This window comes from Streptomyces sp. NPDC101490, from assembly GCF_044767145.1.
Lineage (GTDB): Bacteria > Actinomycetota > Actinomycetes > Streptomycetales > Streptomycetaceae > Streptomyces.
The window spans coordinates 340228-360660 of sequence record NZ_JBIWNI010000003.1 but is presented as its reverse complement, the minus strand read 5'-3'; the positions used below and the strand labels follow the sequence as shown (position 1 = coordinate 360660).

Here is a 20433-nt window from a genome sequence, read left to right as displayed (position 1 = left end):
GTGACGAGCGTCCCGCCGGGGCGCTCAGAAGGCCGGGCGCTCCGGGTCCAGGTCGGCCCGGCCCGTCACCGGGGAGGACGCCTCCGCGAAGTGGCGGCGCGGGATGCGGCCCGCCCGGCGGGCCAGCCGGCCCGCCTCGACCGCGTGCCGCATCGCCGACGCCATCAGGACCGGCTCCTGCGCCCGGGTCACCGCCGAGGCCAGCATCACCGCCGCGCACCCCAGCTCCATCGCGAGCGTCGCGTCCGACGCGGTGCCCGCGCCCGCGTCGAGGATCACCGGCACCCCGGCCCGCTCCACGATCAGCTCGAAGTTGTGCGGGTTGCGGATGCCGAGTCCGGAGCCGATGGGGGAGCCCAGCGGCATGATCGCCGCACAGCCCACGTCCTCCAGCTTCCGGGCGAGGACCGGGTCGTCGTTGGTGTACGGGAGCACGGTGAACCCGTCGTCGACGAGGGTCTCGGCCGCGGCGAGGAGCTCCTCCCCGTCCGGCAGCAGGGTCCGCTCGTCGGCGACGACCTCCAGCTTCACCCAGTCGGTGCCCAGCGCCTCCCGGGCGAGCCGGGCGGTCAGGACCGCCTCGCCCGCGGTGAAACAGCCCGCCGTGTTGGGCAGCACCCGGATGCCGAGCCGCTCCAGGACGGAGAGGACCGAGCCCCGCACGGTCGGGTCGAGCCGCCGCATGGCGACGGTGGTCAGCTCGGTGCCCGAGGCGGTCAGGGAGCGCTCCAGGACGTCGAGGCTGGGGGCCCCGCCGGTACCCATGACCAGCCGGGAGGAGAACTCCGCGCCCCCGAGGACGAACACGTCGTCGGACATCGCGCTCAGCCCCCCTGGACCGCGGTGAGGACCTCCACCCGGTCGCCCTCGCCGAGCGGGGTCGTGGCCCACTCGCCGCGCGGCACGACCGTCTCGTTGAGGGCCGCGGCGACCCCGGAGCGGGCCGTGGTCAGGGTGGCGACGAGGGCGTCGAGGGAGAGCGGGCCGGGCAGCTCGCGCGCCTCCCCGTTCACGGACACGATCATGCGGGCTGCTCCTGGCGTACGGGAGGGGCGGGGGCGAAGCGGCGGGGGGAGAAGGGGCGCGCCTCCTCGGGGAGGACGCCGGTGGTGAGGACCTCGGCCATCACGTCGCCGGTCACGGGGGTCAGCAGCACCCCGTTGCGGTGGTGGCCGGTGGCCAGGTGCAGGCCGGGCAGCGCGGTGGGGCCCAGCAGGGGCGCGTTGTCGGGAGAGCAGGGGCGGAGCCCCGCCAGGGTCTCGGTGAGCGGCAGCTCGGTGATGCCGGGGACCAGTTCGTGGGCGTCGCGCAGCAGCTCGTACACCCCGCCCGCGGTCACCGTGGTGTCCCAGCCGAGTTCCTCGCTGGTGGCGCCGACGACCAGCTCGCCGTTGGCACGGGGCACCAGGTAGACATGGCTGCCCCGGACCATGGCACGGACCGTCCGGGACAGGAAGGGGGCGTACGCGGCCGGTATCCGCAGCCGCAGGACCTGGCCCTTGACCGGGCGCACCGGCGGGAGGACCTCCTCGGGCACGCCCGCGAGGCGCCCGCTCAGACTGCCCGCCGCGAGCACGACCTGGTCGGCGGCGAGGTGCCCGCCGTCGGCGAGCCCGGCGCCGCGCGCCCGGTCGGCGGTGACCGTCAGACCGTGGGCGAGGGCGCGGTGGAAGACCACCCCGGCGCGTTCGCAGGCGACGAGGAGGGCGGCGGCGAGCCGTCGCGGGTCGACCTGGTGGTCGCCGTCCACCCGCAGCCCGCCGCGCACCCCGGGCGCGAGCATCGGTTCCAGACGGCGGCACTCGCGCCCGCTGAGCCATTCGGAGGCGAGCCCGCAGCGCGTCTGGAGGGCGTGCAGCTCGCGCAGATGGGCCCGGTCGTCGGCGTCGAGGGCGACGGCGAGGGTGCCGCAGGCGCGGTGGCCGACGTCGTGGCCGGTGGCCTCCTCCAGCTCGGCGACGAAGGCGGGGTAGCGCGCGGCGGAGGCGAGGTTGAGCCCGAGGAGGGTCTCCTCGCCGTAGTGGAGTTCGGTGACGGCGGCGAGCATCCCGGCGGCGACCCGGGCCGCTCCGCCGCCGGGATCCGGGTCGACCACGGCGGCGCGCAGTCCGCGCCGCGCGGCCCGCCAGGCCGTGACCAGGCCGATGATGCCGCCCCCGACCACGAGGACATCGGAAGAACGCATGGGCGTCCAGCCCCTCCCTTCGCCGGCATGACCCGGATCAGGTTCGTACGGTCGGAGGCCGTCCCAGCCTCCCTCTCAGCCCGGTGCGTCCGGGCTCCCGCGAGTGCTTTACGCCCGCCAGACTAGCCCGCGCCGCCGGGCGGCCGCAGGACCCCGCCCCACCCCGACTTCCTGACGGTCCATCAGGTGCGTAGGGTGGCCGGGTGAGCGAGCAGAAGCGGGACCAGCAGCACGTCGTGATCGTCGGCGCCGGGATGGCGGGCGTCCAGACCGCCGTCGCCCTGCGCGAACAGGGCTTCACCGGCCCCGTCACCCTCATCGGCGGCGAACCCCACCAGCCCTACGACCGGCCCCCGCTCTCCAAGGCCGTCCTCCTCGGCGAGGCCGAGGACTCCGCCTTCGACATCGACTTCGACGACCTCGGCGTCACCCTCCGCCTCGGCCTGGGCGTCACCGGACTGCGCGCCGACGCCCACGAGATCGACACCGAGGAGGGACCCGTCGGCTACGACGTCCTCGTCCTCGCCACTGGCGCCCACCCCCTCACCCTGCCCGGCACCGAGGGCGTCCCCGGGGTCCATCTGCTCCGCACCCTCGACGACGCCGTCCGCCTCGGCCCCGTCCTGGCCCGCCGCAGCGCCGTCGTGGTCGTCGGCGCGGGCTGGATCGGCGCCGAGTTCGCCACCGCCGCCCGCGCGGCCGGATGTCCCGTCACCGTCGTCGAGGCCGCGGACCTCCCCCTCGCCGGGATCCTGCCCGCCGAGATCGCCGCCCCCATGGCCGAGTGGTACGGGGCGAGCGGCGCCGAACTCCTCACCCACGCCCGCGTGGCCACCGTCGCACCCGGCCGGGTCGTCCTCGCCGACGGCCGCGAACTCCCCGCCGAGGCCGTTGTCGTCGGCATCGGAGCCCGCCCCGCCACCGACTGGCTCACCGGCTCCGGCATCGCCCTCGACCCGAGCGGCGCCGTCACCGCCGACGACCGGCTGCGCACCTCCCTGCCCGATGTGTACGCGGTCGGCGACTGCGCCTCCTTCCCCTCCGCCCGCTACGGCGAACGGCTCCTCGTCCACCACTGGGACAACGCCCTCCAGGGCCCGCGCACCGTCGCCTCGGCCATCACCGGGACCGACCGGGGGCCGTACGACCCCGTCCCGTACTTCTGGTCCGAGCAGTTCGGCCGCTTCGTCCAGTACGCCGGCCACCACGCCCGCGCGGACGCGCTCGTCCGGCGCGGCGACCCCGCCGACGACGCCTGGTCCGTGCTCTGGCTGCGCGCCGGGGTCCCCGTCGCCCTGCTGGCCGTCGGCCGCCCCCGCGACCTGGCCCAGGGCCGCAGGCTCATCGAGACCGGCACCCCGGTCGACCCGGTCCGCGCGGCGGACCCCTCCGTCCCCCTGAAGGCGGCCGTCGGGTAGGGCCCGACTACCGGCTGTCGGTCCGGGATGGCAGGCTTGTCCCCGTGACCCAGATTGACGTAAAGATCGATGCGCTCGTCCCCGCCTGGCTCTACGTGCCCGACATCGCGGAGATGCTCGACATCGACGTGACCCGCGTGCGGCAGCTGATCAAGGAAGGCCAGCTCATCGCCGTCCGCCGGGGAGAGAACAACGCCCTGCAGATCCCCGCCGCCTTCCTCCAGGAGGACCGGATCGTCAAGGGCCTCGTCGGCACCCTCACGCTGCTGCGCGACGACGGTTTCAGCGACGAGGAGATGCTGGAGTGGCTCTTCACTCCGGACGAGAGCCTGCCGGGCACGCCCGCGCAGGCCCTCGGCGAGAATCGCGGCACGGAGGTGAAGCGCCGCGCCCAGGCGCTCGCCCTCTGACCCGGCACCGAAGACACCACCCGCGTGTCGCGGCGTCCGGCCCCGCCCGGGACCGGCCGCCGCGCCCCGCGCCACCGACGGGGGAACCCAACCGTGCCCACGCCTCGTGAGCAGCTCGCCGACGCCCGGCTCTACCTGTGCACCGACGCCCGGAAGCGCCAGGGCGACCTGCCCGCCTTCCTCGACGCGGTGCTCTCCTCCGGCGTCGACGTCGTCCAGCTCCGCGACAAGGGCATGGAGGCGGCCGAGGAACTGGAACACCTCGCCGTGTTCGCCGACGCGGTCCGCCGCCACGGCAAGCTCCTCGCGGTGAACGACCGGGCCGATGTCGCCCACGCCATCGGCTCCGACGTGCTCCACCTGGGCCAGGGCGACCTGCCCGTGCCCGCCGCCCGCGCGATCCTCGGCGACCGGGTCCTGATCGGCCGCTCCTGCCACGCCGAGGACGAGGTCGCCGCCGCGGCCGCCGCACCGGGCGTCGACTACTTCTGCACCGGACCCTGCTGGCCCACCCCCACCAAACCGGGGCGGTACGCGCCGGGCCTCGGCCTCGTGCGGTACGCGGCGGAGCTGGCCCGGGACCGGCCCTGGTTCGCCATCGGCGGCATCGACGGGACCACCCTCGACGAGGTCCTGGACGCGGGCGCCCGCCGGATCGTCGTCGTCCGCGCGATCACCGAGGCGGACGACCCCGCCGCCGCGACCGCGTCCCTCGCCGCCCGGGTCCGGGAGCGCGCCCGGCAGGGCTAGACACCCGTCTCCGCCCCTGGACCCCGGGTCCCCGCCCCCGGACCCGTTCCCGCCCCCGGGCGGACATCCGGGCGGACATCCGGCCCGAGTCCGGACACGCCCCGATCCGTCCGTCTGTCCGAAAACATGTCCATCCACCGGACGCCCGGTACGCGGCTCGCCGTGCCCCGTCTAACCTGCCGTTATGGCCCTTGGTACCGCTTCCGTCCGCTCGGACCGTGCCCGCACGGTCCGGGACATCCTCGCCTCCGGCGGCACGTCGTACTCCTTCGAGTTCTACGCACCCCGGACCGAGAAGGGCGAGCAGGTGCTCTGGAACGCGATGCGGCGCGTCGAGGCGGTCGGGCCCAGCTTCGTCTCCGTGACCTACGGCGCCGGGGGCTCCACCCGAGGCGGCACCGTGAAGGCCACCCAGAAGATCGCCTCCGACACCACGCTGACCCCGGTCGCGCACCTCACCGCCGTCGACCACTCGGTCGCCGAGCTGCGCAACATCCTCGGCCAGTACGCCGACGCGGGCATCCGGAACATGCTCGCCGTCCGCGGCGACCCGCCGGGCGACCCGCTGGGCGAGTGGGTCGAGCACCCCGAGGGCGTCCGCTACGCGGCCGACCTGGTACGGCTGATCAAGGAGTCGGGAGACTTCTGCGTTGGCGTCGCCGCCTTCCCCGAGATGCACCCCAGGTCCACCGACTGGGACACCGACGTCCGGCACTTCGTGGCCAAGTGCCGCGCGGGCGCGGACTACGCGATCACCCAGATGTTCTTCGACCCGGAGAACTACCTGCGGCTGCGCGACCGCGTCGCCAAGGCGGGCTGCGAGACCCCGGTCATCCCCGAGGTCATGCCCGTGGTGAACGTGAAGACCCTCGACCGGCTGCCCCAGTTGAGCAACGCGCTCTTTCCCCCGGACGTGAAAGAGCGGATCCTCGCCGTCAAGGACGATCCCGCCGCTGTACGCTCCATCGGTATCGAGTTCGCGACGGAGTTCTGCGCGCGGCTGCTCTCCGAGGGCGTCCCCGGACTGCACTTCATCACGCTGAACAGCTCCACCGCGACGCTCGAGATCTACGAGAATCTCGGACTGCACCAGCAGTCGTGACCGGTCGTACCCGCCCCGAACCGCGGCGGTGACCGTGGAGAGGGGCGGCGGGGCATGGGGTGGACGGTCCTCTACATCGCGTTCGGAGTGGTCGCGCTCTGGCTGCTGGGGGAGGTGCTCCTCCAGTACAAGGCGCGGCTCCGCTGGCGCGTGCTCGCCTTCTGCGGCTTCCTCGGCGTGGTCCTCGGGGTGCTGCTGCCCTCGGTGCCGGTCATCGTCGCCGGAGCCGTCGCCTTCGCGGTCGGCCAGACGTATGTGACGCTCTCCTTCCGCCGGGGCTTCTCCACCGGCTGGGCCATCGGCGGCAGCCCCGGCGCGAGCCGCCGCCGCCGGGCGGGCGGTGCCTCGCGCGGCGGCCCGACCCTGGAGGTCACCGAGGTCGCCTACGACGCCGGGGCCACCCCGTACGACGGCCCCGAAGGCGCCCCCGAACCGGCCGCCGCCGAGACGACCGCCGTCTACGAGCCCCTGCCGCTGCCCGACGAGACCGGCCAGTACGGGGTCTACGGCCACGACCGGACCCCCGCCCCCGACGCGTCCGCCCAGGACACCGGACACCCCACCGGGTACGGGACACCGGGCCACGACCCCTACCTGCCGGGCTACGAGCAGCAGCCCGGCCACGAACAGCGGCAGCCCGCCTACGGCTACGACACCACCGGACAGCAGCAGTACGCCGCCTACTCCGACCCGTACATCGGCCAGGGCGCGGACACCCAGCAGTACGGCGGCTACTACGGTGACCCGTACGCCCCCTCGTACACCTACGACACCCCGCCCGGCGGCGTCTGGGTCCCGCAGCAGCGTGACACCGACCAGCCGCCCCAGCCGCAGACCCCGGGGGGGTACGGCCACGAGCCGCACCCGGACGACCAGCAGCACTACCGGTACTGAGCGCGGGCCGGAGACCGGGGGTCGCGGACCCACCGGCCCCGGCACCCCGGCCGTCTCACTGCGAGCCGCGGAAGTCCGCGCCCTCCACGATCAGTCCGGCCACCAGCGCCCCCGACATGCCCGCGTGGGCCAGCCCGCCGCCCGGGTGCGACCAGCCGCCCGCGAACCAGAGGCCCGGCAGCGGGGAACGGTTGTCCGCGGGCATCAGCAGCCCCCGGGCCCCCGCGAGCGCCGGCCCCGGCACCTCCGCCGCACCGGTGTCCCGCCGTACGTCCTCCGGGGTGCGCACATGCCGCCACAGCAGCCGCTCCGCGAGCCCCGGGACCGCCCGCCCGGCCGCCCCGGCCAGCTCGTCGGCGAACGCCTCCCAGTCCCGCCCGGGAAGCAGCCGGACGGTCGCCGTGACCGTCACCGACTCGTGCTCCGCGTCCGGCCGCAGCGCCGGGTCGTCCGGCCGCAGCACCGTCACCGTCGGCCGCCCCTCGGCCGCGTGCACCACCGTGCGGTGCGCCGCCCCCGCCTCCCGGGGCCCGCGCAGCGCCAGACAGACCGTCACCCGGCCCGTTCCGTTGGCCTGGTGGTGCGGAACCTCGTCGCCGTCGGTCCAGTCGACGACGTGGTCGCGGTAGAGCGACGGCACCGGCGCCCCCGAGACGACGTGGTCGGCCGCCGTCGTCGTGCCGTCGGCCAGCCGGACGCCCACCGCCCGGCCGTCCTCCTCTAGGACGTCCGTCACGGGCGCGCCGAAGACGAACTCCACCCGCCGCTCGCGGCACCGCTCGTACACCGCGTCCGCGAGGGCCCGCAGCCCCCCGGCCACGTACCAGCTGCCGAAGCTCTGCTCCATGTAGGGCAGGACGGCGGCGGACGCCGGGGCGGTGGCCGGATCGAAGCCGTAGCTCCACGCGTAGCCGTCGAGCAGGGCCGCGAGCCTCGGATCGCGCAGCTCCCGCTCCCCGATCCGGGCGAGCGTCGTCGTCGGACGGCGCAGCAGACCCGTCTTCAGGGCCGGGTACGGGTCGGCCGGCGGCGGCCCCGGGTCCTTCGGCCTCGGTTCCTCCAGGAGGGGGCGGCGGGTGGCGTCCCAGGCCTCCCTGGCCCGCACCAGGAATGCACCCCAGCGGTCGCCCGCGCCCGTGCCGAGCGCCGCGTCCAGGGCGGCGACCGTCCCGGCGCGGGAGGCGTTCGGCAGGTCCACCCGGGTGCCGTCGGCGAAGACATGACGGCTCGCCGGATCGACCTGCGTCAGGGTGACGCACTCCTCCAGCGACTTCTTGCCCGTCTTCACGAACAGGTCCCGGTAGACGGCGGGCAGATGCAGCAGCCCCGGCCCCGTGTCGAACGCGAACCCGTCCCGCTCGTGGCGGCCGACCGCCCCGCCGTACGTCCCGGTCCGCTCGTACACCGTCACCCGGTGGCCCGCCACGGCCAGCCGGGCCGCCGCCGCCATGGCGCCGAGTCCCGCGCCGATCACCACAATCCGTGCCATGACGGCGAGCCTATCCGGCCCGCCCCGGGGACCCCCGGGCCGGTCAGAAGTGCTCGGAGCCGTCCCCGGACGGCGGCCGTTCCCGGGCCCTGGCCTCCGCGTGGGCGAGCCTCCGCTCCTCCCGGTGCTGCGCCCTGCGGCGCAGGAAACGCCGGATGCGCCGGGCGAGGAAGACCAGTATCACCAGGCCCAGGACGAGCAGCGTCCCCGCGACGACCGCCGCCGCCACCGGATGGAAGAGCGCGAAGGTGACGATCCCCGCCACCCCCAGGTCCTCCGCCAGGCTCAGCGCCACATTGGAGAACGGCTCGGGCGAGCTGTTGACCGCCATCCGCGTCCCCGCCTTGACGACATGGCTCAGCAGGGCCGTCGAACCGCCGACCGCGCCCGCCGCCAGCTCCGGCAGCGACCCGCTCTGCCCGGCGAGCAGCGCCCCGACGACGGCCCCCGAGACCGGCCGGACCACCGTGTGGACGGCGTCCCACACCGAGTCGACGTACGGGATCTTGTCCGCCACCGCCTCGCACAGGAACAGCACCCCGGCGACGACGAGGACATCGGTCCGCTGCAGGGCCTCGGGCACCTCGTCGGTGAGCCCGGTCGCGCCGAACAGGCCGAACAGCAGAACCACCGCGTACGCGTTGATCCCGCTCGCCCAGCCACTGGTGAAGACCAGGGGAAGTACCGACATGCGGGCGATCGTAACCAGCTCTGAGTATCCGTACCCAGAGGAGGAGATGAGTAGGTGCGCGGATGGGGCCGGGCGGGTGCGGGGGAGAGAGTGGAGCCCACGGAAGGGGCGCGGCTCCGGCACCGCCGGCACGGGGCTGCGGAACGGGGTCGTGCGTCTGCCGTCACGGGGGAGGTGCGGCGGGGCTCGGGGGGATCGAGCCGCGCCGCACCGGCCGTTCGGAGGCCGCCGCACCGGCCGATGTGGGACCCGTCGGCCCGGATGGGGAGCCACCGGCTCCCGTGGGATCAGCGGCCCGTGGTGGTTCAGTGGCCGCCGCTCACCCGGCCGTGCAGCAGCCGGGAGAGGGCCGCGTGCACGTCGTCCAGGGAGCGTTCGCTCTGGAAGGCCTGCCAGTCCAGGGCCGCCACCAGCACCATGCCGACCAGCGCCGCCGCCGTCAGCGGGACGTCGATCCCGTCGCTCAGCTCCCCGGCCGCCACCCCCTCCCGCAGCACCCCCTCGATCACCGCGACCGCCTCCTGGCGGACCACCAGGAGCGTGGAGTTCCAGGCGCGGTTGGTGCGCCACAGCTCGGCCACGTACAGCTGGGTGAAGGCCGGGTAGCGGTCGATGAAGACGAGTCCCGCCCGGATCATGGCGTCCAGGGCGTCCACCCGGCTGCCGCCGCGCGCGGCCGTCTCCTCGGCGGCCGTCCGCAGGGAGGCGGTGAGCAGCGACACCCCGTGGCGCAGCAGCTCCTCGAAGAGCTCGGTCTTGCTCTTGAAGTTGTAGTAGACCGTGCCCTTGGCCACGCCCGCCCGTTCGGCGATCTCGTCGACGGTCGTCGCGGAGAAGCCCTGCTCCGCGATGAGGGTGACCGCCGCTTCGTAGAGCTTGGCGCGCGTGGCCTGGCGTCGGGTGCTGCTGCTGTCCATGGGCTCGATTCTCACAGGTGTGGCGGGTGGCACCGGCCGCGTCTCACAGGCTCAGCTCCGGGTGGAGCCGGTCGAGCGTCCACACCTGCCGCTTGCGGGCCGAGAGGGCGGTCAGCGCCAGCGCGCCGACGGTGAACGCGGTCAGGACCGCGCAGGCCTGCCAGACGGGTCCGATCTCCCCGCCCGTGATCAGTCTGCGCAGTGCCTCGACCACGTAGCTCATCGGCAGGAAGGGGTGGATGGCGTTGAAGAACGCCGGGCTGGTCTGTACGGGGTAGGTGCCGCCCGCCGAGGTCAGCTGGAGCATCAGGACGGCGAGGACCAGGATGCGGCCCGCCGCGCCGAAGCGGGCGTTGAGCCATTGGATGATCGCGGAGAAGCAGCAGGTGACCAGGGCGAGGAAGCCGACGGTTCCGGCGGCCCGCACCATCTGGAGGCCGAGGCCCCAGTGCAGCACCGACATGAGCGCGGCGACCTGGAGGACGCCGATCGCCGCCACCGGGAGCCAGCCCGCGAGGGCGATCCGCCAGGCGGAGCCGCCCGCGGCGAGCGCGCGCCGGTTCAACGGCTGGATGATCATGTACGCGACCATCGCGCCGACCCAGAGGGAGAGCGGGATGAAGTACGGGGCGAAGCCGGTGCCGTAGTTCGGCGCCTTGTGCAGCGACTGGGCGGCCAGCTTCACCGGGTCGGCCATGACCTCGGTGCGCCGGTCGCGGTCCTGCTGGTCGTAGTCCGGGATCCGGTCGACGCCGTCGCGCAGCCCGCCGGCCAGCTCGCCCGAGCCGTCGGCGAGCTGGAACAGACCGCCGTCGAGGTCGCCCGCGCCCTTCTTCAGCTTGCCGACGCCGCTGTCGAGGTTCACCGAGCCCGTGTGGGCGTCGCTGACGCCGGTGTGCAGCTTCGCCGCGCCCGCCGCGACCTTCCTCGCGCCCGTGTTCAGCTCGTTGATCTTCCGGATGGCGCCCGCCACGTCCTCGTCGAGGTGCGGGGCGCGGGCGGCCAGTTCGTCGGCCTGCTTCTTGAGCGTGACGAGCCGGGCGTCCAGGGTCTTCAGGTCGTCCCCGCCGCCCTTGGTCAGCGCGTGGACGTCGTCGGCGATGGTCGCGACGTCGTTCGCGGTGACCGTGGCCTCCTTCAGGGGGCCGCAGACCCGGGCGTCGGGCTCGGGGGCGTCCACACACAGCTCCCGGTGCAGCGCGGTCAGGCCCTCGTCGGCCTTGTGGGCGGCGCCGCGGACCGCGGGGGCGCGCTTCACCAGGTCGTCGAGGTTGTGCCGGACGGCGGTCGCGGAGTCGGAGACGAGCCGGGCGGTGTCCCGGATCGACCGGCCGTTGTCCGCGAGGTAGGGGCGGACCTTGTCGGCGGTGCCGTTCACCTTGTCGGCGAGGGCCTGGGTGCCGTCCGCGACCTTGCGGGAGCCGCTCTGGAGGTCCTTCGCGCCCTTGTCGAGCCTGGTCAGGCCCGCCGCGAGGTCACCGCTGCCGGTCTTGGCGTCCTTGAGGCCGTCCGCGAGGTCCTTGGAGCCCTTCTTCGCCTTGTCCACGCCCTGCTTGAGGTCGTCGGCGCCCTTGGCCGCCTTCGCGGTGGCGTCGTGGATGTCGGAGAAGGAGATGAAGATCTTGTCGAGGAAGGTGCGGGAGGACTTCGTCGAGGCGGCGGTGCGCACCTCGGAGAAGACCGTCCGGGAGATCTGGCCGACGATGTAGTTGTTGGCGTCGTTGGTGCGCACCCGCAGGGCGCCGGTCTCGGGCGAGTCGCCGGAGCTGGAGGCGATGCGGGAGCTGAAGTCGCCGGGCATGGTCAGGGACAGGTAGTACGTGCCGTTCTCGACGCCCTCGCGGGCCTCGGCGTCGCTCACCCGGTGCCACTCGAAGGTGTTGCTCTTCAGGAGCCCCTCGGTGATGTCGTCACCGGCGCTGACGCGCTTGCCGTCGGTGGTGGCGCCCCGGTCCTCGTTGACGAGGGCGACGGGGAGCTTGTCGAGCCTGCTGTACGGGTCCCAGAACGAGTACAGGTACAGGGCTCCGTACAGCAGCGGCAGCAGCAGGATCGCGACGAGCGCGGCGCGCGGCAGCTTTCCCCTGCCGAAGCGCTTCAGCTCAAGCGCGGCCAGTTTCGGCGAGCGCATCGGCCGCCCCCTCCTCGGTCGTGTCTTCGGTGTCGTTCCGGGGGCCTTCGGTCTCCGCGCGGGCCTCCCCGGCCTCTCCGGTCTCCGCGCGGGCCTCCCCGGCCTCTCCGGTCTCCGCGCGGGCCTCCCCGGTCTTCCCGGTCTCCGCGAGGTCCTTCGCGGGCGTCTCCGCCGTCCCGGCGGGCTCCTCCGGCTCCGGCTCCGGCCCGGCCTCCCCGTCGAGCGTCGTGATGCGCAGGACGCCCTCGGGGGACTCGCTGCAGACCGCGAGGACCGTGGTGCCGGACGCGGCCACGGAACGCAGCAGCTCCCAGACCCGCACCCGGTCGGCGTCCGAGAGCTTCAGGTCGGTGTCGTCGACGGCGAGCAGCCGGGGCCGGCCGATCAGGGCCAGCGCGAGGGACAGTCGCAGCGCCTCCAGCCGCTCCAGATCCCGTACGGAGGTCCGCTCGCCCTTCGGCAGGGCCGTCAGGTCGAGTCCCGCTGCGGTCACGGCCTCGTCGATCAGGGCCCGGGAGGCCGCGGCCCGCTCGGCGGGGCGGCGCAGCAGGGTCCGGACGGAGCCGTCGAACCGGCGCTGGAGCAGGGCCCGCTCGCGCAGGTGCTCGGCGACGGTGAAGGCCGGGTCGAGCTCACTGACGCCGGGGACCTGGCCGAGGGCGCTGATCCGGCGCACGGCGGCCATCTTCCGGGGCAGCGGCAGACCGCCGACCTCGGCGGCGCCCTCCGTGGCCTTCATCCGGCCGGTGAGCGCGAGCAGCAGACAGGTGCGGCCCGAGCCCGAGGGGCCCTCGATCGCCACGAGCGCGCCCGGCTCGGCCCGGAAGGAGACCTTCCGGAACGCCCAGCCGCGCGGGCCCTCCAGTCCGAAGCCGTCCGCGACGACGGCGGCGCCGTGCGGCCGCTCCCCGGCCTCCGTTCGCACGGATTCCACGAGCCCCACCCCCCGATTCCCCTTTTGAACTGACTGGTCAGTTCAAAAGCTACCCCGGGGCGGGGAGTTCAGGCAAAGCCCCAGCTCGGCGCGGATTGTCAGTGGGGCGGTGCACGATGAACACATACGGCCACAGGACCGTCACGCGACGACAGGAGGACTCGTCATGGCAAGCCCTTCCGCAGCAGCCGCGCCCCGCCGCCGATCCGTCCCCGCACAGTCCGGACCCGCCTCCGACATCCACCCCGTCACGCGCCGCGCCACCGCCCCGCCCGCCGCCCTCGACCTCCTCGCCAAGGCCAGGTCCGGACTCGCCGAGGCCGCCACCCTCGACCGCCCCCACGAGAGGTACGCCGTCGCGCACCTCGCCGCCCTCCGGGCCGCCGCCGCCGTCCTCGCCGCCCGCGCCAGGCCCGAGACCGGCCGCCGACGGCAGCGGATACGGAGCGCCTGGGAACTCCTCGCCGAGCTGGCGCCCGAGCTGGCCGAGTGGGGCGGACTCTTCGCCGCCGGAGCCGACCGCAGGGCCCGCGCCGAGGCGGGCATCCCGAGCGCGGCGACCCGGCGCGAGGCCGACGACCTGCTCAGGGACGCCGCCTTCTTCCTCCGTCTCGTCGAGCGGCTGCTCGCCCTGCACCCGGGCCCGCCCGGCGCGGGAGGGACCGGGCGGGCCGGAGGATGATCCGGAAGACGGGGCCCAGGCCATAGGGTGGGGGAGCGTCCGTACCCGTCACCGAGGAGTCAACAGCCGTGCCGGACCCTTCCCCTGTCTTCGGTCGAGAGGCGACCTCGCGCCCGTCGCGCGCCTCCCTGCGCACCGCCGTCGTCTGGGACGTCCTCAAGGACGCCCTCGACCGCCGGGTCGAGGCCACCGGGAAAGCCGGTCTCGACGTCCTCGACACGGGCGGCGGCTCCGGCAACTTCGCGGTGCCGGTCGCCCGCCTCGGCCACCGGGTCACCGTCGTCGACCCCAGCCCCAACGCGCTGTTCGCGCTGGAGCGCCGCGCCGCCGAGGCCGGGGTCGCCGACCTCGTCACCGGCGTCCAGGGAGACATCAGCGGCCTGTTTGACGTGGTCGGACGCGAGGGCTACGACACCGTGCTCTGCCACGGCGTCCTGGAGTACGTCGAGGACCCCGCCGAAGGCGTGCGCAACGCGACCGCCGCGCTCCGCCCCGGCGGCAGCCTCAGCCTGCTCGCGGCCGGTCTCGGCGGCGCGGTCCTCGCCCGCGCCCTCGCCGGACACTTCACCGAGGCCCGCCACGCCCTGGGCGACCCGGCGGGCCGCTGGGGCCCCGGCGACCCGGTGCCCCGCCGCTTCACCGCCGAGCAGCTCACCGAGCTGGCCGACGGGGCCGGACTCGCGGTCGGCGCGGTGCACGGGGTCCGGGTCTTCGCCGACCTCGTCCCCGGCGCCCTCGTCGACACCGAGTCCGGTGCGGCGGAGGCCCTGCTCAAGCTGGAGGCGGCCGCCGCCGAGCTGCCGTCCTTCCACGCCATCGCCACCCAGCTGCACCTGCTGGGCGAGAAGAGGGCCTGAACAGGACCTCACCCGTTCGGCGGTGCGGGCCGCGCCGCCGATGCAGTACGCCACAGCATGCCCGGTCAGGGGCTCCGCCCCGTATGATCGGGGGACAGCATCCGGCATGACGGGGAAGGGGCTGGGGAATCAACGCCTCAGCAACCGATCCGCATGGCGGCCCGGATTGGCTATTCGGCATTGAGGGCGGGTTTCACGGGGGCGATTCCCTGCCTATCCTGAAAGGGCCGCAAACCGGTCGCCCCCGCGACCGACGACTAGGAGGACTCCGTGCCGCTCTCGGAGCACGAGCAGCGAATGCTCGAGCAGATGGAGCGAGCGCTGTACGCCGAAGATCCCAAGTTCGCGACAGCGCTCGAGGGAAGCGGACTGCGTACGTACACCCGGCGACGGGTCTACCAGGCAGTCGCCGGCTTCCTGGTGGGTATCGCGCTCCTCATGGCCGGAATGGTCGCACAGCAGATCTGGATCAGCGTGGTGGGATTCCTCGTCATGCTGGGCTGCGCGGTCCTGGCGGTCACCGGATGGCGCAAGGCGCCCAAGCCGGGTGAGCAGCAGCAGCCCCATGGTGGAGGAACGGCGGCCGGTGGCCGCCGTACCCGGCAGCGACGCTCCATGATGAACCGCATCGAGGAGCGGTGGCAGCGCCGCCGCGACGAACAGCAGGGCGGCGGCCACTGACCGCCCCGTGAGCGGTGGCCCCGCATCCCTCCGAACGATTTCTTACGGCTGAGCCCCGTGGACACCGCGCCGAGCGCGCGCCCACGGGGCTCAGCCGCGCGCCCCGGCGAAAGGGCCCTCGACGATCCGGTACGGGGTGCCCCCGGGGCCCGGAACCGGGCTACGGGGTGCCCCCGGGGCCCGGAACCGGGGGAGGCCCCGCGCCCGGAGGCCCGGAACCGGGGGAGCCCCCGCGCCCGGAGGCCCGGAACCCCAAGGCTCCGGGGGCTTGGAGGCCCCGACCCGAGGCCCCCCGGACCCCGGGCAGCCCCCGACGGCCTCCCGACGCCAGTGGGCGGGGGCCCGTACCGCGCCCCCCCCCACTTCCGCTCCGCAGCCCCTTCCGGGCGCCCGCTCAGCCCGTCTCGCGGGGCGGGCGGCGGAAGGACGAGGCCACCCGCCCGGCCGCGGTGTGCCACCGCAGCGACCAGCCGTCCGTCACGGACGCCCACCGGGCCGCCGCCGACCAGCGCAGCCGCGCCGCCGAACGGGGCGCGAGCAGCACGCGGAGCCGCGTACGGCGGTCCGCCGAGGCGCGGAAGCCCGCCCTGACCCGGACGGCCTCCTCCGCGAGACCCGGGCGGGCCGCCGGACGGGGCGCGTACAGGACCTCCTCCACGGCGCCCGCGATCCGGTGCACGGCCCGCGCCGACTCCTCGTCCAGTTCGCCCAGCCGGACGATCCGGTCCGCCGTGTTCCTCGGCGTCCTCGACTCGTCGGGCTCGATCCCGTGGTCCCAGGCGGTGTCCACCACCTCCTGCCAGACCGCGAGCGTCCGGGCGGCCGTCCCCGCCGGGCTCCGCGCCCCCGCCGGACCGAGCCGCCGGGCCCGCACCCGGCCGCGCCAGAGCAGCGGCCCGAAGGGCAGGGAGAGCACCACGAGCACCCCCAGCCCCCACAGGAGCACCGTCCACAGATCCGGTCCCGAGCCGCCCGAGGACGCCCCGGCCGCCGCCGCCTCCGGACCGCAGTCGCCCTGCCTGCGCATCTGCGCCGTGCAGGACTCCGAGGCGCTCGGCCCGGCGGACGGCTGGGCCGAGGCGCTCTGCTGGGGCCGCGCGGGCCCGGTGGCCGTACCGGACGGCGTGTCGGGCCGGGTGTACGAGGGGACCGAGCCCCGCGAGGGCGTCGGCTCGAACCGGGTCCACCCGGCCCCCTCGAAGTACAGCTCGGGCCAGGCGTGCGCGTCACGGATGCCGACCGAGACCGAGCCGTCGCTCTGCGGGGTCCCCGGCATGAAGCCCACGGCCACCCGTGCCGGAATGCCCAGCGTCCGGGCCATCGCCGCCATCGAGAAGGAGAAGTGGACGCAGAAGCCCTCCTTGTCCTTCAGGAAGCGGGAGATCGCCTGCACACCGGTGCCCGACTCGACCTCGACGTCGTAGCGGAAGCCGCCGTCCTTGGCGAACCAGTCCTGGAGCCGCACGGCCCGCTCGTAGTTGCCCCGGGCGCCCCTGGTCACCTCCAGGGCGGCCGTCCGTACGTCCTCCGGCAGCGACGGCGGTACCTGGGTGTACTCGCGGCGCAGCTTCTCCGGTACGGGCGGGGCCGTCGCCAACTGCGTGGCCGTCGGCCGCACGTCCAGGCTGACGACCTGGTAGCGGGTGCCCCGGGTGGTCTGCCCGTCGTCGCCGACGAGCGTCCTGCCGGTCGGCTCGTACCGCCAGCGGCCGTCGACGTCGACCCGGGACGCCGGGTACGGCATCGGCAGCCACTTCTGCTCGTACCCGTCGGAGGCGACGAAGTTGGTGGTCACCTCGGTGGTCGTGACGGACCGGTCGAGCCCCTGCGGCCGGGGCAGCCGCTTCGGCACGTCCTCGATGGGGCGGACCGAGGACTTCCAGGAGGTGCCGTCGAACTGGTCGAGGGCCACCAGCCGCAGGTACAGGCCGGAGGGGTCGAGGGCGTTGGTCCGGTAGCGCAGGACCTCCCGGTCCTCCGGCTGGCGCAGGTTGTTCTGGAGGGAGACCAGCGGGTTCACGGCCGAGATCGTGCCGCCCCCGCCGCCACCCCCGCCCCCCTCGCCGCCGCCCTCGCCGAACAGACCGCCGCTGAAGCCGGGCAGGCCCAGCGGCACGACCAGCGCCACGCCCATGGCCACCGCGCCGATCCGGCGGCCGGTACGGGCCGGGGACGCGGTCGTACCGCCGGCCGTCGCGGCGGACCCGGAGCGCGCCGGGCGCGGCGCGCCGCCGAAGACCCGCCCCCACGCCGCGAGCCGGTCGCGGCTCTCGGCGAGGAGCAGCAGCAGATAACCGGAGGCCGCGAGGAGGAACCAGAGCCAGCCCGCGCCGCCGCCGGAGAGCCCGGCGGCGACCGAGTACAGGGCGAGCAGCGGCAGACCGGCCGGGGCGGCCCGGCGGAAGGTGACGGCGAGGCCGTCCACCAGGAGGCCGATCGCGACGACCCCGCAGACCAGCATCAGCCGGATGCCCTCGGTGTCCGGGGCGGGCACCGCGTAGTGCCCGACGTCCGCGGCGCCCGACCGGAACAGCCCGGCGGCGTGCGCGAGGGCCTCCGGGCCGGGCAGGAACAGCAGCACCGCCCGCTCCCCGGCGAAGAGCGCGGTCAGCGCGAGCAGGGCCACGGCCAGCTGGGCGAGCAGGGTCAGCGGCCGGGCCAGCGGTATCCGCCGGGCCACCGCGCCCGCCCCGCTCACCAGGGCGAGGACGAAGGCCGCGGTGAAGATCCAGGTCGCCGGTCTCACCAGCGGCAGCAGGGCCCCCGCGCCCATCAGGGTGGCGGCCCAGGCGGCCAGGGTCAGCCGGGTGCGCCCGCTCATGCCCATCCTCCGTAGGTGTCGGCGGCGGACTCGGCGCGCATCCCGGCGGCCGTCCGCCACAGCTCGGGGAGCCGGGCCCCGGGCGGTACGGCGAGCGCCGTCCAGCCCGCCTCCCGGAGCAGCCGCAGCCGCTCCTCGACGGCCCCGGTGACGGCGCCGCCGGTCAGCCAGGACCCGGAGTCCAGGACGAACGCGACGGCCGCGCCGGTCCGGCCCCGCATCCGCGCGGTGAGCGCGGCCTGCTCCTCGTCGAGGTCGCCGAGGAAGGCCAGCAGCAGGCCCTCACCACCGCCGCGCAGCGCGTCCGAGGCACGGGACAGACCGGCGCCCTCGGAGTGGTCGACGACCGCGAGGGTGTCCATCAGGAGTCCGGCCGACTCGGCCGCGTCCTGGGCCGCGGCGAAGCCCTCGGACCCCTCGCCGGGCACGCAGCTGCCGGTGTCGGTGACCAGCCGGACGGCGTAGCCGCGCTCCAGCATGTGCACCAGCGAGGACGCGGCCCCGGAGACCGCCCACTCGAAGGCCGAGTCGGGCCCCGAGCCCTGGTAGGCGATCCCCCGGGTGTCGAGGAGGACCGTGCAGCGGGCCCGCTGCGGCTGCTCCTCGCGCCGGACCATCAGCTCGCCGTAGCGGGCGGTGGAGCGCCAGTGGACCCGGCGCAGGTCGTCCCCGTGGCGGTAGGCGCGCGGGATGATGTCGTCGTCGCCCGAGAGGGCGAGGGCGCGCTGCTGCCCGTCGCCGTGGCCCGAGGCCTCCCCGGTGAGCTGCACCGGCGGCAGGGGTTCGGTCCTGGGCACGACCGTGAGGGTGTCGTGCGCGTGGAAGGAGCGGGTCAGCTCGCACATCCCGAAGGGGTCGCCCAGCCGCAGCTGGAGCGGCCCGAGCGGGAAGCGGCCGCGCAGGTCGGAGCGGACCCGGTAGGACACCTCGCGCCGCCCGCCCGCCTCGACCCGGTCCAGGACGAAACGGGGCCGGGGCCCGAGCGTGTACGGCACGTGGTCCTGGAGCATCAGGAGCCCGGTGGGCAGCTTGGACACGTTCTCCATCCGCAGCTGCACCCGGGCCTCGGTGGCCGCCTCCACCCGCTGCGGGGTGAGCCTGCGGGAGGTCGCGACCCGGTAGCGGGTGCGGTGCAGCACGAGGACGCAGAGCAGCGGCAGCGCGGCGAGCAGCAGTCCGACGCGGAGCAGATCGGCCTGGCCGAGGACGTACGCGCAGACGGCGGCGGCCACCCCGGCGGCGAGGAAGGAGCGGCCGCGGGTGGTGAGACCGCCGAGGGCGGTCCGCAGACCGCCCCGGTCGTCCTCCCCGCCCCGCTGTCCGTCCGGTGCGGCGGCGGCTTCCATCACAGCCGCCGGGCGCCGGACTGCTGGCCGTGGAGCGGTCCGGTGGGCGGGGCCGCGGCCGGGACGGGGGTGCGCTGGAGGACGTCCTGGACGACCTGCTCGGCGGTCCGCCGGTTGAGCTGGGCCTGTGCCGTCGGCAGCAGCCGGTGGGCGAGGACGGGCGCGGCGAGTGCCTGGAGGTCGTCGGGCAGCACGTACTCCCGGCCGCTGAGCGCGGCCGAGGCCTTGGCGGCCCGCAGCAGATGCAGGGTGGCCCGGGGGGAGGCGCCGAGCCGCAGGTCGGGGTGGGTGCGGGTGGCGGCGACGAGCTCCACCGCGTACCGGCGCACGGCGTCGGCGACGTGCACCGCGCGCACCGCCTCCACCAGCTTCAGGACGTCGTGGGCGTGGGCCACCGGCTGGAGGTCGTCCAGCGGGGACGCCGAGCCGTGCACGTCGAGCATCCGCAGCTCGGCCTCGGCGCTGGGGTAGCCCATGGAGACCCGGGCCATGAAGCGGTCGCGCTGGGCCTCGGGCAGCGGGTAGGTGCCCTCCATCTCGACCGGGTTCTGCGTGGCGACCACCATGAACGGGCTGGGCAGCTCGTAGGTCTGGCCGTCGACGGTGACCTGGCGCTCCTCCATGGACTCCAGGAGCGCCGACTGGGTCTTCGGCGAGGCGCGGTTGATCTCGTCGCCGATCACGATCTGCGCGAAGATCGCGCCCGGCTTGAACTCGAAGTCCCGCTGCTGCTGGTCGAAGATCGACACACCGGTGACGTCGGACGGCAGCAGGTCGGGGGTGAACTGGATGCGGCGCACGGAACAGTCGATGGACCGGGCCAGGGTCTTGGCGAGCATGGTCTTGCCGACGCCGGGGACATCCTCGATGAGGAGGTGCCCCTCGGCGAGCAGCACGGTCAGCGAAAGCCGTACGACCTCGGGCTTGCCCTCGATCACGCTCTCCACCGACCTGCGGACACGCTCGACGGTGGTGGTCAGATCAGTGAGGCTCGCTCGATCGTCATAGGTCGTCACCCCGGCCCTCCTCGGCCTTCCGGAACAGGGACACCTGCCCCCGTGGAATCGTCGGGGGGTGTCCACGGGCATTCTTGTTCGCGGGGCCGGGCCGTGTCACTCGGGGGTG

Annotated in this window: 19 protein-coding genes and 1 riboswitch; of the genes, 8 read left to right on the top strand and 11 right to left on the bottom strand. The window is 74.8% G+C overall.

Annotated elements, in window-relative coordinates:
- Nucleotides 1–24 precede the first annotated feature (24 nt).
- The 3 genes from ACIRQY_RS09260 to thiO form a co-directional block, all read right to left on the bottom strand.
- The gene (locus tag ACIRQY_RS09260; protein ID WP_351779399.1) at nt 25–819 is read right to left on the bottom strand and encodes a thiazole synthase; all 795 of its coding nucleotides are present in this window, start codon (nt 817–819) and stop codon (nt 25–27) included.
- A 5-nt stretch (nt 820–824) separates the two neighbouring features.
- Complete coding sequence (gene thiS / locus ACIRQY_RS09255) at nt 825–1025, bottom strand: sulfur carrier protein ThiS (RefSeq protein ID WP_403923251.1); 201 nt, start codon at nt 1023–1025, stop codon at nt 825–827.
- The gene (gene thiO, locus ACIRQY_RS09250) at nt 1022–2185 is read right to left on the bottom strand and encodes a glycine oxidase ThiO (RefSeq protein WP_403923249.1); all 1164 of its coding nucleotides are present in this window, start codon (nt 2183–2185) and stop codon (nt 1022–1024) included. The genes thiS and thiO overlap by 4 nt, the downstream gene beginning before the upstream one ends.
- Nucleotides 2183–2296: riboswitch (TPP riboswitch) on the bottom strand. It overlaps the preceding gene by 3 nt.
- A 92-nt stretch (nt 2297–2388) precedes the next feature.
- On the opposite strand from thiO, the gene ACIRQY_RS09245 reads away from it, so the two are divergent.
- The 5 genes from ACIRQY_RS09245 (at nt 2389) to ACIRQY_RS09225 (ending at nt 6759) form a co-directional block, all read left to right on the top strand.
- Complete coding sequence (locus tag ACIRQY_RS09245; protein ID WP_403923247.1) at nt 2389–3603, top strand: NAD(P)/FAD-dependent oxidoreductase; 1215 nt, start codon at nt 2389–2391, stop codon at nt 3601–3603.
- A 44-nt stretch (nt 3604–3647) separates the two neighbouring features.
- Nucleotides 3648–4013, top strand: coding sequence for an Rv2175c family DNA-binding protein (locus tag ACIRQY_RS09240; RefSeq protein ID WP_351779388.1), 366 nt, complete (start codon nt 3648–3650; stop codon nt 4011–4013).
- A 93-nt stretch (nt 4014–4106) separates the two neighbouring features.
- On the top strand, nt 4107–4763 hold the full coding sequence (thiE, locus tag ACIRQY_RS09235) for a thiamine phosphate synthase (RefSeq protein ID WP_351779385.1): 657 nt from the start codon (nt 4107–4109) through the stop codon (nt 4761–4763).
- Nucleotides 4764–4947: 184 nt separating this feature from the next.
- Nucleotides 4948–5865 carry a methylenetetrahydrofolate reductase [NAD(P)H] gene (gene metF / locus ACIRQY_RS09230; protein WP_403923245.1) on the top strand — a complete coding sequence of 306 codons (918 nt, stop codon included), beginning with the start codon at nt 4948–4950 and terminating at the stop codon, nt 5863–5865.
- Nucleotides 5866–5919: 54 nt separating this feature from the next.
- The gene (locus ACIRQY_RS09225) at nt 5920–6759 is read left to right on the top strand and encodes a hypothetical protein (protein WP_403923243.1); all 840 of its coding nucleotides are present in this window, start codon (nt 5920–5922) and stop codon (nt 6757–6759) included.
- A gap of 55 nt (nt 6760–6814) precedes the next feature.
- Here the strand turns inward: ACIRQY_RS09225 and ACIRQY_RS09220 are convergent, their stop codons facing one another.
- From ACIRQY_RS09220 to ACIRQY_RS09200, 5 genes are all read right to left on the bottom strand, one after another.
- A complete protein-coding gene (locus ACIRQY_RS09220; protein WP_403923241.1) occupies nt 6815–8248 on the bottom strand; it encodes a phytoene desaturase family protein in 1434 nt (477 codons plus the stop codon).
- Nucleotides 8249–8291: 43 nt separating this feature from the next.
- Complete coding sequence (locus tag ACIRQY_RS09215) at nt 8292–8939, bottom strand: DUF4126 domain-containing protein (protein WP_351779373.1); 648 nt, start codon at nt 8937–8939, stop codon at nt 8292–8294.
- A 305-nt stretch (nt 8940–9244) separates the two neighbouring features.
- Nucleotides 9245–9856: a TetR/AcrR family transcriptional regulator gene (locus ACIRQY_RS09210; RefSeq protein WP_351779371.1), complete on the bottom strand. Its 612-nt coding sequence runs from the start codon at nt 9854–9856 to the stop codon at nt 9245–9247.
- A 43-nt stretch (nt 9857–9899) separates the two neighbouring features.
- Nucleotides 9900–11987 (bottom strand): YhgE/Pip family protein, encoded by a 2088-nt coding sequence (locus tag ACIRQY_RS09205; RefSeq protein WP_403923238.1) that lies wholly within the window; start codon nt 11985–11987, stop codon nt 9900–9902.
- Nucleotides 11959–12912, bottom strand: coding sequence for an ATP-binding cassette domain-containing protein (locus tag ACIRQY_RS09200; RefSeq protein ID WP_403923867.1), 954 nt, complete (start codon nt 12910–12912; stop codon nt 11959–11961). Before ACIRQY_RS09200 ends, ACIRQY_RS09205 begins: the two co-directional genes overlap by 29 nt.
- 175 nt (nt 12913–13087) lie before the next feature.
- Between ACIRQY_RS09200 and ACIRQY_RS09195 the strand changes: the two genes are divergently transcribed.
- The 3 genes from ACIRQY_RS09195 (at nt 13088) to ACIRQY_RS09185 (ending at nt 15141) form a co-directional block, all read left to right on the top strand.
- Nucleotides 13088–13603 carry an SAV_6107 family HEPN domain-containing protein gene (locus ACIRQY_RS09195; RefSeq protein ID WP_403923236.1) on the top strand — a complete coding sequence of 172 codons (516 nt, stop codon included), beginning with the start codon at nt 13088–13090 and terminating at the stop codon, nt 13601–13603.
- A 68-nt stretch (nt 13604–13671) separates the two neighbouring features.
- Nucleotides 13672–14460 carry a methyltransferase gene (locus ACIRQY_RS09190; protein WP_351779360.1) on the top strand — a complete coding sequence of 263 codons (789 nt, stop codon included), beginning with the start codon at nt 13672–13674 and terminating at the stop codon, nt 14458–14460.
- Between the two features lie 270 nt (nt 14461–14730).
- On the top strand, nt 14731–15141 hold the full coding sequence (locus ACIRQY_RS09185) for a DUF3040 domain-containing protein (protein ID WP_351779357.1): 411 nt from the start codon (nt 14731–14733) through the stop codon (nt 15139–15141).
- Nucleotides 15142–15535: 394 nt separating this feature from the next.
- Here the strand turns inward: ACIRQY_RS09185 and ACIRQY_RS09180 are convergent, their stop codons facing one another.
- Genes ACIRQY_RS09180 through ACIRQY_RS09170 form a run of 3 tightly spaced genes read right to left on the bottom strand, consistent with a single transcriptional unit; the run spans nt 15536 to nt 20324 of the window.
- Complete coding sequence (locus ACIRQY_RS09180; protein WP_403923234.1) at nt 15536–17962, bottom strand: DUF3488 and DUF4129 domain-containing transglutaminase family protein; 2427 nt, start codon at nt 17960–17962, stop codon at nt 15536–15538.
- Complete coding sequence (locus ACIRQY_RS09175; protein WP_403923232.1) at nt 17959–19308, bottom strand: DUF58 domain-containing protein; 1350 nt, start codon at nt 19306–19308, stop codon at nt 17959–17961. The genes ACIRQY_RS09180 and ACIRQY_RS09175 overlap by 4 nt, the downstream gene beginning before the upstream one ends.
- Nucleotides 19308–20324 (bottom strand): MoxR family ATPase, encoded by a 1017-nt coding sequence (locus tag ACIRQY_RS09170; protein WP_351779348.1) that lies wholly within the window; start codon nt 20322–20324, stop codon nt 19308–19310. Before ACIRQY_RS09170 ends, ACIRQY_RS09175 begins: the two co-directional genes overlap by 1 nt.
- Nucleotides 20325–20433: the final 109 nt, after the last annotated feature.